This window comes from Marmoricola sp. Leaf446, assembly GCF_001424755.1.
GTDB lineage: Bacteria > Actinomycetota > Actinomycetes > Propionibacteriales > Nocardioidaceae > Marmoricola.
Genome location: NZ_LMRF01000001.1, coordinates 967,647 through 980,333, shown reverse-complemented (window position 1 = coordinate 980,333; position 12,687 = coordinate 967,647). Strand labels below are relative to the sequence as shown.

Annotated in this window: 10 protein-coding genes; 4 read left to right on the top strand and 6 right to left on the bottom strand. The window is 74.1% G+C overall.

Annotation, left to right across the window (positions count from 1 at the left end; genetic code table 11):
• Positions 1-993 carry a hypothetical protein gene (locus ASG49_RS04535; protein ID WP_200936195.1) on the bottom strand — a complete coding sequence of 331 codons (993 nt, stop codon included), beginning with the start codon at positions 991-993 and terminating at the stop codon, positions 1-3.
• A 67-nt stretch (positions 994-1,060) separates the two neighbouring features.
• Positions 1,061-1,576 carry a 2'-5' RNA ligase family protein gene (locus tag ASG49_RS04530; protein ID WP_056537605.1) on the bottom strand — a complete coding sequence of 172 codons (516 nt, stop codon included), beginning with the start codon at positions 1,574-1,576 and terminating at the stop codon, positions 1,061-1,063.
• 91 nt (positions 1,577-1,667) lie between these two features.
• Here ASG49_RS04530 and trpS point away from each other — a divergent pair, with 91 nt between their 5' ends.
• Positions 1,668-2,717 carry a tryptophan--tRNA ligase gene (gene trpS, locus ASG49_RS04525; RefSeq protein WP_056537602.1) on the top strand — a complete coding sequence of 350 codons (1,050 nt, stop codon included), beginning with the start codon at positions 1,668-1,670 and terminating at the stop codon, positions 2,715-2,717.
• A complete protein-coding gene (locus ASG49_RS04520) occupies positions 2,714-3,838 on the top strand; it encodes a GNAT family N-acetyltransferase (protein ID WP_056537599.1) in 1,125 nt (374 codons plus the stop codon). Before trpS ends, ASG49_RS04520 begins: the two co-directional genes overlap by 4 nt.
• 4 nt (positions 3,839-3,842) lie before the next feature.
• On the opposite strand, the gene ASG49_RS04515 is transcribed toward ASG49_RS04520, so the two are convergent.
• The 4 genes from ASG49_RS04515 to ASG49_RS04500 form a co-directional block, all read right to left on the bottom strand.
• The gene (locus ASG49_RS04515) at positions 3,843-5,087 is read right to left on the bottom strand and encodes an MFS transporter (RefSeq protein ID WP_056537596.1); all 1,245 of its coding nucleotides are present in this window, start codon (positions 5,085-5,087) and stop codon (positions 3,843-3,845) included.
• Positions 5,088-5,253: 166 nt separating this feature from the next.
• Positions 5,254-7,473 (bottom strand): NADP-dependent isocitrate dehydrogenase, encoded by a 2,220-nt coding sequence (locus ASG49_RS04510; RefSeq protein ID WP_056537593.1) that lies wholly within the window; start codon positions 7,471-7,473, stop codon positions 5,254-5,256.
• 42 nt (positions 7,474-7,515) lie between these two features.
• On the bottom strand, positions 7,516-8,187 hold the full coding sequence (locus ASG49_RS04505; RefSeq protein WP_056537590.1) for a DUF1707 domain-containing protein: 672 nt from the start codon (positions 8,185-8,187) through the stop codon (positions 7,516-7,518).
• A 15-nt stretch (positions 8,188-8,202) separates the two neighbouring features.
• A complete protein-coding gene (locus ASG49_RS04500) occupies positions 8,203-10,290 on the bottom strand; it encodes a glycogen debranching N-terminal domain-containing protein (protein ID WP_162244492.1) in 2,088 nt (695 codons plus the stop codon).
• A gap of 57 nt (positions 10,291-10,347) precedes the next feature.
• Between ASG49_RS04500 and ASG49_RS04495 the strand changes: the two genes are divergently transcribed.
• Positions 10,348-11,400 (top strand): LacI family DNA-binding transcriptional regulator, encoded by a 1,053-nt coding sequence (locus tag ASG49_RS04495; RefSeq protein WP_056537585.1) that lies wholly within the window; start codon positions 10,348-10,350, stop codon positions 11,398-11,400.
• Between the two features lie 35 nt (positions 11,401-11,435).
• Positions 11,436-12,683 carry an extracellular solute-binding protein gene (locus tag ASG49_RS04490; RefSeq protein ID WP_056537582.1) on the top strand — a complete coding sequence of 416 codons (1,248 nt, stop codon included), beginning with the start codon at positions 11,436-11,438 and terminating at the stop codon, positions 12,681-12,683.
• Positions 12,684-12,687: the final 4 nt, after the last annotated feature.

Genomic DNA, 12,687 nt, shown 5'->3' with positions numbered 1-12,687 from the left:
TCAACGCGGAAGATCCGAGTCACCTGGTGACTCGGATCTTCCGCGTTCTCGGCAGCGTGGACAGGTGATGGGGACGCCCGTCCATCCTCGGGCCTGCAACAGGCTGCCCACGGCCCGGGCCGTGCGGCAGGAGCGGCGTACGGCCTGGCCCCAGCCGACCCGGGCCGTGACCAGGCCGTCGGTCAGCGCCTGCAGGTCGCGGTCGAGGTCGGCGCCACGGTCGGCCATCCGGGTGTGGTCCAGCCGACCGTCCAGCTCGACGACGGTGTCCTGCTCGGCGTAGAGCACGTCGCGAAGGCCGGGTCGGTCCGGTCTGGGCACCTGACGCCTCCCCCGCGGCAGCGAGTGGGCCCGCTCGACGTCGCGGAGGTAGGCGACTTCGAGCACCGAGCACGCGCCCTGCGCCACGTCGTCGACGACGCCCTGCAGGAACGCCCGTCGGGCGATGCGGCGGCGGCGGGACAGCGCCGCACCCAGCCGCACCGCCGTCGTCGTCCGCGCGCCGACCGCGGCGGCGACCACCTGGACGGCGGCGTAGTCGTCGACGGCCGTCGAGGCCACGTCGAGCACCGCCTCCTCGACACGCATCCGTGGCGGGCACCGGTGCCACGATGCCCTCTCGGCCAACCCCGCGACCCGGTGCACCACGACACCCGGCTGGTCTACGACCCGCCGCGAGACGTCGACGGCCACGTGCACCGCGTCGGTGTCGTCGTGGCCCCGCCACCCGGGTCCGTGGATCGCCCGGAGCGCGCAGCAGCCGTGGAGCGCTGCCGGGGCGGCGTACAGCACCGCGGCCACCGAGCGCTGGTGCCAGGTCAGCGGACCGGTGTGGTCGACGTACACCCCCTCGTGGACCGGCACGAGCAGCCGCCGCCGGACCCACCGGCGCAGGTCGTGCACCTCGTGACCGACCGTAAGGACCTGGGACCGGGCCACCACGCCGCCCTGCTCGTCCAGCAGGGCGCGCAGCGGCGCGGGGAGCACGGTCACCCCGGGAGGATGTCGCCCCCCGGCGCCACGTGCGACCGGTCCGGCTGTCCCTGTGGACGGTGAGGGATCAGGCGCCGGTGAGGGCGAAGGCGCGGGTGGGCTGCCAGCCGGAGTCGGGGTCGTGGCGGTACATCCACATCTCCTCGGCCGCGAAGGCCACGTCGAAGTCGCCGAGCTCGGCGAAGGCGCGGTCGAGGAGGTCGTCACCGAGGTGGTGGGCCACCGTCACGTGGGGGTGGTAGGGGAAGCCCCGGTCGACCTCGAGGGGGCCCGAGACGACGTCGGCGGCGAGCTGCTCGCACGCGCTGATGCCCTCGACGACGCCGACGAACACGACCGGCGAGACGGGGCGGAAGCTGCCGGTGCCGCGCAGGTGGACCGAGAAGGCCGGGGTGCGTGCGGCGACGCCGGCGAGGTGCTCCTCCAGCAGGCGTACGTCGGCCTCGTCGACCTCCAACGGGGGCAGCAGCGTGATGTGCGTGGGGATGTGCACCGCCGCCGCGTCGCCGAGCGAGACGCGGTACTCCTGAAGCTCGCGCCCCCACGGCTCCGGCACGGCGAGGCTGACTCCGACTGTGGGCACGACGACGACCCTAGCGACCCCGACGGGGTCGCCGGCAGGCCCGGCCGGGCCTTTGTAGAGTTGTGCCCCTTCCCCCAGGAGGACCCACCTCATGACCGACTCCTTCAGCGCCGCCCTCGAGCGCAGCGCCGCTCTCGAGGCACGCATCGAGAACGCACCCGGCGAGCTGCGGATGCTCACCGGCGACCGCCCCACCGGCGCCCTGCACATCGGCCACTACTTCGGCTCGATCCGCAACCGGTTGCGCCTGCAGGAGGCCGGGGTCGAGATCCTCCAGCTGATCGCCGACTACCAGGTGATCACCGACCGCGAGATCGCCGGCGACATCCGCGGCAACGTCCGCAACCTGCTGCTCGACAACCTCGCTGCGGGCCTGGACCCCGAGCGATGCACGATCTTCACCCACTCCGCGGTGCCGGCGCTCAACCAGCTGCTGCTGCCCTTCCTGAGCCTGGTCAGCGTGGCCGAGCTGCAGCGCAACCCCACCGTCAAGGACGAGGCGGCCACGGCGGGCATCACCTCGATCAACGGGCTGATGCTGACCTACCCGGTGCACCAGGCGGCCGACATCCTGTTCTGCAAGGCCACGGTGGTGCCGGTCGGCAAGGACCAGCTGCCCCACATCGAGCAGACCCGCGTCGTGGCCCGCCGGTTCAACGACAAGTACGGCGTCACCTTCCCCGAGCCGGGCGCCCTGCTCTCGGAGGCCACCAACGTGCTGGGCACCGACGGCACCAAGATGAGCAAGTCCAAGGGCAACGTCATCGAGCTGCGGATGAGCGCCGACGAGACGGCCAAGAAGCTCAAGGGCGCCAAGACCGACAGCGACCGCCACATCACCTACGACCCCGAGCACCGCCCCGAGGTCGCCAACCTGCTGACCGTCGCCGCCATGTGCGAGGGCGGCGACCCGGCCACCATCGCCGAGGAGATCGGCGACGGCGGTGGCGGCGGGCTGAAGAAGCGCGTCACCGACGCGGTCAACACCCACTTCGCCCCCCTGCGCGAGCGCCGCGCCGCCCTGGCCGAGGACCTCGGCTTCGTCGACGGCGTGCTGCGGCGCGGCAACGAGCGGGCCAACGAGATCGCGGACGCCACGCTGGCCGAGGTGCGCGAGGCGATGGGGATGTCCTACCCGTGACCCGCGTCCCCACGCTGACCGACGGCGTGGTGACGCTGCGCGGGCACACCGAGGACGACGTACCAGCGGTCCTGGAGCAGTGCACCGACGCCGGGACGCAGGCGTGGACGACCGTCCCGGTGCCCTACACCCTCGACGACGCCAAGACGTTCGTGCGCCACCTCGTCCCGGGCGGGTGGGAGGCCGACGCCGAGTGGGGATTCGCCGTCACCGCGCCCGACGACGACGGCACGGAGCGGTTCGCGGGCGGCGTCGCGCTGAACCGGCGCGGGGCCGGCCTGGCCGAGCTCGGCTACGCCACCAGCCCGTGGGCGCGCGGCCGCGGCGTGACCGAGCGGGCGTGCCGGCTGCTGGTGCGGTGGGGGTTCGAGGAGCGCGGGCTCGAGGTGGTCGACTGGACGGCCAAGAAGTGGAACTGGCCCTCGCGCCGCGTCGCGTGGCGGCTGGGCTTCGCGGTCGGACAGGAGCGCCACTGGATGCAGCAGCGGGGCGCGCTCGTCCCGGCCTGGCACGGCACCCTGGCCCGCGGCGAGGAGCTCGCCCCCCGCCACCCCTGGTACGACGTGCCCGTGCTGCGCGACCAGGGCGTCGTGCTGCGCCCGCCGGCCGACGCCGACCTCCCGAGGATGCTGGAGTGCCTGGCCGACCCGGTGATGCAGCACTTCAGCGAGGGCCCGCGCGAGCGGGCGCCCCACACCGCCGAGCGCTGGCCCGACCTGGTCGAGGAGCGCCGGGAGTGGGCCGCCCGCGGCGAGGCGGTCGCCTGGACCGTGGCCGACCCCGGGACCGACGCGCACCTCGGGCTGGTGCAGCTCTACCACCTGCACCACCGCCGTCAGGCCGAGCTGGGCTTCTGGGCTCACCCCGACGCGCGCGGTCGCGGCCTGACCACGCGCGCCGTCCGGGTGGCGCTGCGCCACGCCTTCGTGCCGTGGGACGACGGCGGCCTGGGGCTGCGCCGCGTCCACGCGCACGCCGCCTCGGCCAACGCCGCGTCGTGCCGGGTGCTGGCCGCGGCGGGGCTGCGCGAGACGGGCACCACCCGCAGCGACGCGCTGCTGGCCGACGGCACCTGGAGCGACACCACCCGCTTCGACGTCCTGGTCGAGGAGTGGCGCTGACGCGTCAAGCGGTGGCCGCCGCGAGCGTCGTACGACGCTGCAGGGTGACCGAGACGGCCAGCACCAGCAGGCCGAGCAGCGACAGGCCCACGCCCACCCATGCGGTGGAGGGGTAGCCCAGGCCGCCGGCGACGGTGACGCCGCCGAGCCAGGCGCCGAGCGCGTTGGCGGCGTTGAGCGCGGAGTGGTTGAGCGCCGCGCCGAAGGTGCGGGCCTTGCCGGCCACCTGGATCAGCCGCATCTGCAGCCCGATCGTGAACACGCCGCCCGAGGCGGAGATCAGGAAGACGGTCAGCATGCCGGGGACGAGCCACTGCGAGGTCACGGCGTACGCCGCCAGCAGCACGCCCATCGCGGCCGCACCCAGCACCGTGGAGCGCAGGATCGACCAGTCGGCCAGCCGGCCGCCGACCAGCGTGCCCAGCACCGAGCCGACGCCGAACGCCAGCAGGTAGACCGGCACCATGCCCTCGCGCTGGCCGGCCACCTCGGTGACGGTGGGCGCGATGTAGGTGTAGATCGCGAACATGCCGCCGAAGCCGATGGCACCGGCCAGCGCGGTGAGCAGGACCTGCGGCTCCTTGAGCGCGCGCAGCTCGGTGCGGCCGCTGGCCCCGCGGTCGGCGGGCACGCGCGGCACCAGCAGCGCGAGCAGGACGAGCGTGAGCGCGGCGAGCGCGACCACGAGGCCGTACGCCGCGCGCCAGCCCAGGCCCTGGCCCAGCCAGGTCGCGGCGGGCACGCCGAGCAGGGTGGCGACGGTCAGGCCGGTCATCACCAGGCTGACGGCCTGCGCGCGTCGGTGCGGGGCGACGAGGTCGGCCGCCACCAGCGCGGCCACACCGAAGAACGCGCCGTGCGGGAGGCCGGAGACGAACCGCGCCCCCATCAGGGCGCCGTAGCTCGGGGCGATCGCGGTCAGCGCGTTGCCCAGCAGGATCACGCCCATCAGCGCCAGCAGCAGCCCGCGTCGGGGCAGCCGGGCACCGAGCACGGCGAGCACGGGCGCGCCGACCACCACGCCCACGGCGTACGCCGAGATGACGTGGCCGGCGGTCGGGATGTCGACGCCGACGCCGCTGGCCAGCTGCGGCAGCAGCCCCATCGAGACGAACTCGGTGGTGCCGATCGCGAACGCGCCCGTGGCCAGCGCCAGCAGCGCGAGCCCGGCCGTGCGCCGTCGCGCGGCGACACCACCGTCAGTCGCGTCGGTGGCCGCCAGGCGGGGGTCCTCGATCGTCGTGGTCACCCCTGCGACAACGACGAGGTTCTCCTCGTGTTCCCGATCCGCCGAAACCCGTGGGTGGCGTGCGTCACCGTCCGCCCGCGCCCCACGCCGGGTAGTCCGAGACGAAAAGCACCGCCGGAGGCCGGCATCCGGTGCTCCTCGTCTCGGACTACCCGTCGAGGCGGCCCTACAGCGAGGCGAGCGCCTCGTTGAAGGTGGTGGAGGGGCGCATCACGGCGGCGGCCTTCTCGGGGTCGGGGCGGAAGTAGCCGCCGATGTCCGCGGGCGAGCCCTGGACGCCGATCAGCTCGCCGGTGATGGTCTCCTCCTCGGCGCGCAGGCGCTTTGCCAGCTCCGCGAAGTCGGCGGCCAGCGCCTCGTCCTCGGTCTGCTGGGCCAGCTCCTCGGCCCAGAACAGCGCGACGTAGAAGTGGCTGCCGCGGTTGTCGATGGTGCCGAGCTTGCGCTGCGGCGACTTGCCCTCCTCGAGCAGCCGGCCGGTGGCCCGGTCGAGGGTCTCCCCCAGCAGCTTGGCGCGCAGGTTGTCGCCGGTGGTCGCGAGGTGGCTGAAGCTCTCCGAGAGCGCGAGGAACTCGCCCAGGCTGTCCCAGCGCAGGTAGTTCTCCTTGACCAGCTGCTGCACGTGCTTGGGCGCCGAGCCGCCGGCGCCGGTCTCGAACAGGCCACCGCCGTTGATCAGCGGGACGACCGAGAGCATCTTGGCCGAGGTGCCCAGCTCGAGGATCGGGAACAGGTCGGTGAGGTAATCGCGCAGCACGTTGCCGGTGACCGAGATGGTGTCCTCGCCCCTGCGGATGCGGTCGACGCTGACCTGGATCGCGTCCACGGGCGACTGGATCGTGATGTCGAGGCCGTCGGTGTCGTGCTCGGGGAGGTACTGCTCGACCTTGGCGATCAGGTTGCGGTCGTGGGCGCGGGTCTCGTCGAGCCAGAAGATCGCCGGGTCGCCGGTGGCGCGGGCGCGGGTCACGGCGAGCTTGACCCAGTCCTGGATCGGGACGTCCTTGGTCTGGCAGGCGCGCCACACGTCGCCGGCCTGCACCTGGTGCTCGGTCAGCACGGTGCCGTCGGCGGCGACGAGGCGCACGGTGCCGGCCTCGGCGACCTCGAAGGTCTTGTCGTGGGAGCCGTACTCCTCGGCCGCACGGGCCATCAGCCCGACGTTGGGCACCGAGCCCATCGTCGCGGGGTCGTAGGCGCCGTGGGCGCGGCAGTCGTCGAGGACGACCTGGTAGATCCCGGCGTAGGAGGAGTCGGGGATCACCGCGAGCGTGTCGGCCTCGCCGCCGTCGGGGCCCCACATGTGGCCCGAGGTGCGGATCATGGCCGGCATCGAGGCGTCGACGATCACGTCGCTCGGCACGTGCAGGTTGGTGATGCCCTTGTCGGAGTCGACCATCGCGATCGCGGGGCCGTCGGCGAGGTCCTTCTCGACCGAGGCCTTGATCGCCGAGGCGACCTCGCCGCCGACCTTCTCGGCGCCGGAGACGATCGCGCCCAGGCCGTTCTTGGGGTCCAGGCCGTGCTCGAGCAGCGCGTCGGCGTTGTCGGCGAACAGCGAGGGGAAGAAGGCCTGCACCGCGTGGCCGAACAGGATGGGGTCGGAGACCTTCATCATCGTGGCCTTGAGGTGGATCGAGAACAGCACGTCGTCGGCCTTGGCACGGGCGATCTGCTCGCGCAGGAAGTCCTGCAGCGCACTGGTGCTCATGAAGGTGGTGTCGACGACCTCGCCGGCCTCGACCGGGATCGACTCCTTGAGCACCTGCGTGCCGCCGTCGGTCACGAGCTCGACGCGCAGCGAGCCGGCCTCGTCGATGACGACCGACTGCTCGTTGTGGCGGAAGTCGTCGCCGGACATCGTGGCGACGTTGGTCTTGGAGTCGGCCGTCCAGGCGCCCATCGAGTGGGGGTTCTTGCGGGCGTAGCTCTTGACCGACTCGGGCGCGCGGCGGTCGGAGTTGCCCTCGCGCAGCACCGGGTTGACGGCGCTGCCCTTGACCTTGTCGTAGCGCGCGCGGACGTCCTTCTCCTCGTCGGTCTGCGGGGAGTCGGGGTAGTCCGGCAGCGCGACGCCCTGCTCCTGCAGCTCGGCGACGGCGGCCTTGAGCTGCGGCACCGAGGCGGAGATGTTGGGCAGCTTGATGATGTTGGCCTCGGGGGTCTTGGCCAGGGCACCGAGCTCGGCCAGCGCGTCGTCGACCCGCTGGTCCTCGGGGAGCAGGTCGGAGAACACCGCGATGATCCGGCCCGCCAGCGAGATGTCGCGGGTCTCGACGTCCACGCCCGCCTTCGCGGCGTACGCGGCGATGACGGGGAGGAAGGAGTACGTCGCCAGGGCGGGCGCCTCGTCGGTCTGGGTGTAGATGATCTTGGAGTCGGTCACCGGGCCAAACTATCGCGCCCGCCGACGGCGTGCCCGGGGTGCTCAGTGACCGCCGTGGCCGAGCAGCCGCTTGCGCAGCTCTCCCGGTGGGCCCTTGCGCCGGACCCGCACGCTGCCCATCAGGGCGATCCCGCGCACCCGCACCACGGGCGAGTCGGCGTCGGTGTCGGGGGCCACCGAGGACCGGGACTCCTCGAAGGTGCCCATCACGCCGGTGCCCTCGACCACCACGACGGTGCGGGCGTCGACGACCACCAGCACCTCGCCCATGACCGCGTTGGCCGTGATGACGACCTCGGGGGCGTCGAAGCGGGCCTGACGCAGGTCGAGCAGCACGTTGCCCATCACGGCCAGGGCGGTGTGGCTCTCGCCGATCGCCCACGCGCCGCGCCGCTTGACCTCGCCCAGCACGGCCGACGACCCGTGGTGGACGGGCAGCGAGAGCCCGGCCGGCACGCCCCCGGTGCGCGGGGCGGGCGGGCGTGACCCCGCCGGCCGCGGCGGCACCGTGGGGGTGGCGCCCTGGTGACCGGGCAGGTCCACGGTGAGCGGGACCAGGTCGCCGTAGGTCTTCGCGGCGTACGTCGCCTCGAGCCGGTCGTCGAGCTCGTCCAGGTCGATGCGCCCCTCCCCCGCGGCCTGGCGCAGGAACTCCGCGACCTTGTGGCGGTCGGCGTCGGAGATGCGCAACCTGCTCGGGTCGACCGGCTCCATGCCGGCCAGCCTAGGTCACCCGGCGGCGTCGGCCACGGACGTCGGGACGGGGTCGAGCGCCACCCGGCCGTCGGCGTCGACCGCGACCCCGAGGTCGCCGCCGGCGACGCGCAGCCCGGTCAGCCGGAACGGACCGAGGGCGGTGCCCACCCGCTCGGGCACCTGGGCGCCCCCGCGCCCGTCGGGACGCACGCCGGTGGCGGCGACGAGGGCGGCGACCGCACCGGCGGCCGACCAGGCCTGGGGCCGGCAGGCTGCGGGGTAGGCGGCCGGGGCCGCGACGACGTCGGCGCTGTCCCCGGCGTACAGCTCGGGCAGGCGGTGCCCGAAGCCGTCGGCGGCGGCGACCAGGTCGGCGGCGAGCAGGGCCGCCTCGGCGTGGTGGCCCTCGGCGGCCAGGCCGCGCACCGCGATGGCGGTGTCGTGGGGCCACACCGAGCCGCCGTGGTAGCTCAGCTCGGAGAACCGCGGCGAGCGCGGCGTCAGGGTGTGCACGCCGAAGCCCGACCGCAGCTCGCCGACGAGCAGCGCCGCCACCCGGGCCGACTGCGCCTCGCTCAGGATGCCGGTGCCGAGCAGGTGGCCGAGGTTGGAGGTCACGGAGTCGACCCGGACGCCGTCGCGGTCCAGGGCGATGGCGACGTGGCCGCCCTCGGGGGTGCCGACCCAGAAGTCGCGACGGAAGCGGGTGCGCAGGTCCTCGGCCCAGCCGGTCAGGCCGGGCACCGGGGGCTCGTCGTACGCCGCCAGCAGCGCCGCTCCCGCGACCGCGGCCTCGTAGGCGTAGGCCTGCACCTCGCACAGCGCGATCGGCGCGTCGGCCAGCCGGCCGTCGGCGAACTGCACCGAGTCGTGGCTGTCCTTCCAGCCCTGGTTGGACAGGCCGGTCCCGGAGTGGTCGACGTAGCGCAGCCAGCCGGTCTCGCGGGCCTGCTCCAGCTGCCACTCCAGGCAGCGGCGCGCCGCCGGGAGCAGCGCCCGGACCTGGTCGGGGTCGGCGCCCCAGCGGGCGGCGTCGGCGAGCAGGCACACGAACAGCGGGGTGGCGTCGACGGTGCCGTAGTAGAGCGGCGGCAGCAGGTGGTCGAGCTCGGGATCGCGGACCTCGTGCAGGATCTTGCCGGGCTGCTCCTCGGTGGCGGGGTCCTCGCGCTCCCCCTGGCGTCGGGCGAGCACCCGCAGCGTCGAGAGCGCCAGGTCGACGTCGACCGGCAGCAGCAGCCGCGCCGCCCACAGCGAGTCGCGGCCGAACAGGGTGAGGAACCACGGGCTGCCGGCGGCGAGGAACCGGTCGCCCCCGTCGGGGGCGTCGCGGAGCAGCAGCCCGTCGAGGTCGCCCAGGCTGCGCCCGACCAGTCGCGCGAGCCGCGGGTCGGGGGCGCCGACGCCCACCCGGTCGGTCCAGGCGCCGCCCTCCTCGGCCGCTCCGGAGGCGAAGCGGACCGGCCCCTCGGCGTGCGCCCGCACCTCCACCTCGGCGTGCTCGCCCGGCGCCAGGTCGAGCGTCCAGGTCAGCCGCGCGCCACGCTCGGCCACCTCGACCGTGGCGCCGTCGGCGACCAGCCGCACGTCGCGGCCGCGGGCGGCCCAGCGCAGGGCGCCGTCGCCGTCGGTCGCCGGGGTGACGGCATCGGGGCGGCCGCCCTGCTTGACCTCGTGCACCGGCGCGAGGTCGGCCTCGACGTCGAGGTGGAGCACCACCTGCACCGGCGCCTGGGCGGTGCTGCGCACGCGCACCCGCTCGGTCAGGGTGTCGGGGCCGAGGTCGCGCACGTGGCGGAGCACCACCGTGGGGTCGGGCTGCTCGTCCCCGAGGCCGCGCGCGACGTGGACGAACTCGTGGTGGCGGGTGCCGGTCGCGTCGGCCCGCACCAGCTCCAGGCCGGAGCCGTCGACGGAGAGCTCGAGCCGACGCAGCAGCCGCACGTCGGCGACGTACCAGCCCGCCACGCCCCCGGTCGGCCGCGGCCGCACGCAGCCGTCCGGCTCGGCCAGCACCAGGCCCGGCGCGGCCACGGCGGTGGCGAGGTCGTGGAGCAGCGGCTGCAGCCGCCGCGGACGCAGGGTTGACGGTGGAGCACCCGCCTTTGTACGTTCGGTCACACTTGATTTTAGCGCTAAAACACCGCCGCGACGCAACCACGACGAAGGAGTCAGCCCGTGCGAGGACCGAGCCGCCACCGCGGCGCGACGCTCGACGACGTCGCGCGCCGGGCCGAGGTCTCGGCCATGACGGTCTCCAACGCGCTCAACCACCCCGACCGCCTCAGCGACGAGACCCTGGCCCGGGTCCGGTCGGCGATCGAGGACCTCGACTACCGCCCCAACCGCTCCGCCCGCACGCTGCGCAGCCAGACCTCGCGGCTCGTGGGGGTCCGGGTCGAGCGCTCGCGTCAGGACCGCGCGGCGCTGCTGCTCGACCAGTTCCTGCACGCGCTGGCCGAGTCGGCCTCGGGACTGGGCTACCACCTCATCGTGTGCCACGCCGCCGGGGACACCGCCGAGCTGGCGGCCTACCAGGAGCTGCGCCAGACCACGGCGGTCGACGCCTTCGTGCTCACCGGCGCCCACCGCGACGACGCGCGGATGCGCTGGATGCGCGAGCAGGGCGTCACCTTCGCCTGCTTCGGCCGTTCGTGGGACCCCGATCCCGAATCCCCCGGCGCCTTCCCGTGGGTCGACGTCGACGGCGCCGCCGGCATCCGCGCGGCGGTCGAGCACCTCGCCGGGCAGGGGCACAGCGAGATCGGTCTGGTGGGCTGGCCAGCCGACTCCGACCTGGGTCGTGACCGGGAGCGGGGCTGGCGCGAGGCCTGCGCCGACCTCGGCCTGCCCGCCCGGGTGCAGGCCCACGTGGTCGACGAGTTCGACGCCGGCCGCGACGCCGCGCACCGGCTGCTGGACGCCCCCCGCGGGGGCCCGGTCCCCACCGCACTGGTGTGCGTCTCCGACACGCTCGCGCTCGGGGTGCTGCGCGCCCTGTCCGAGCGCGGGCTCCGGCCGGGCCGCGACGTCGCCGTGACCGGCTTCGACAACTCGCCGTCGGCCGCGCTCACCACCCCCGGCCTGACCAGCGTCGACCAGCCGCTCGCCGACGTGGCGGCGGCGCTGATGCGCCTGATCGACGCCGAGCTGAGCGGCGTACGCCCCTCGGCCACGCACGCCCTGCTCCCACCCCGGCTGGTGGTCCGCGACTCCAGCCTGGCCCGCTGACCCGTCCCCCTCCTCACCCACCACCTGGAGAACCCATGTCCCGCAACCGCACCTCCCTCGCCTCGGTCGCCGCCGCCGCCTGCGCCGGCCTGCTCACCCTGTCCGCCTGCGGCGGCGGGTCCGGCTTCGACGACGGCGGGTCCTCCGGCGAGGGCGGCGACGGCAAGATCACCGTGCTGATCGGCTCCTCCGGCGACGCCGAGACCAAGGCCGTGGAGAAGGCCGTCGCCGACTGGTCGCAGGAGAGCGGCACCGACGCCGAGGTCACCGTGGCCTCCGACCTCAACCAGCAGCTGAGCCAGGGCTTCGCGTCGAACAACCCGCCCGACGTGTTCTACATGAGCACCGACCAGCTCGGCGGCTACGTCGAGAACGGCTCGCTCCTGGCGTACGGCGACCAGCTCAGCAACGCCGACGACTTCTACCCCAACCTGCGTCAGGCCTTCACCGTCGACGACGAGTTCTACTGCGCACCCAAGGACTTCTCCACGCTCGCGCTGTGGATCAACACCACGAAGTGGGAGGCCGCCGGCCTGACCGACGCCGACGTCCCGACCACCTGGGAGGAGCTCGCCGACGTCGCGGCCGAGCTGAAGCAGGGCGAGCAGCCGGGCCTGGCCTTCAGCCCGGAGTACCAGCGGGTCGGGGCGTTCTTCCCCCAGGCCGGCGGCGCGATGACCGACGAGCAGCAGACCGAGGCGACCGTCGACACCCCGGAGAACCAGGAGGCGCTCGACTACGTGCAGCAGCTGCTCCAGGACGGGTCGGCGCAGTACTCCTCCACCCTGGGCGCCGGCTGGGGCGGCGAGGCCTTCGGCAAGGAGCTCGCCCCGATGACGATCGAGGGCAACTGGCTGGTCGGGGCGATGCAGAACGACTTCCCCGACGTCGACTACACCGTCGCGGAGCTGCCCGCGGGCCCGCAGGGCAAGGGCACCCTGGCGTTCACCAACTGCTGGGGCATCGCCGAGTCCAGCCCCGAGCAGGAGCAGGCCGTCGACCTCGTCGAGAAGCTGACCTCCGCCGAGGACCAGGCGGCGTTCGCCCAGGCGTTCGGCGTGATCCCGTCGGTCGAGTCCGCTGCCGCGGCCTACAAGGAGGAGTCGCCGGAGGTCGCGCCGTTCATCGACGGCGCCGACTACGCGCAGAACCCGCCGTCGACGGTGGGCGCGGCCGACGTCATCACCGACTTCAACTCCCAGCTCGAGGGCCTCGCCGACGGCGACCCCGCCGCCATCCTGGAGTCGGTGCAGCAGTCGCTGCAGGCGACCGTGGGGCAGTAGCCGG

Coding starts and splice junctions, on each gene's coding strand:
- ASG49_RS04505 (WP_056537590.1), bottom strand. CDS start 8,187: ATGGAGCCGGTCGACCCGAGCAGGTTGCGCATCTCCGACGCCGACCGC.
- ASG49_RS04490 (WP_056537582.1), top strand. CDS start 11,436: ATGTCCCGCAACCGCACCTCCCTCGCCTCGGTCGCCGCCGCCGCCTGC.
- trpS (WP_056537602.1), top strand. CDS start 1,668: ATGACCGACTCCTTCAGCGCCGCCCTCGAGCGCAGCGCCGCTCTCGAG.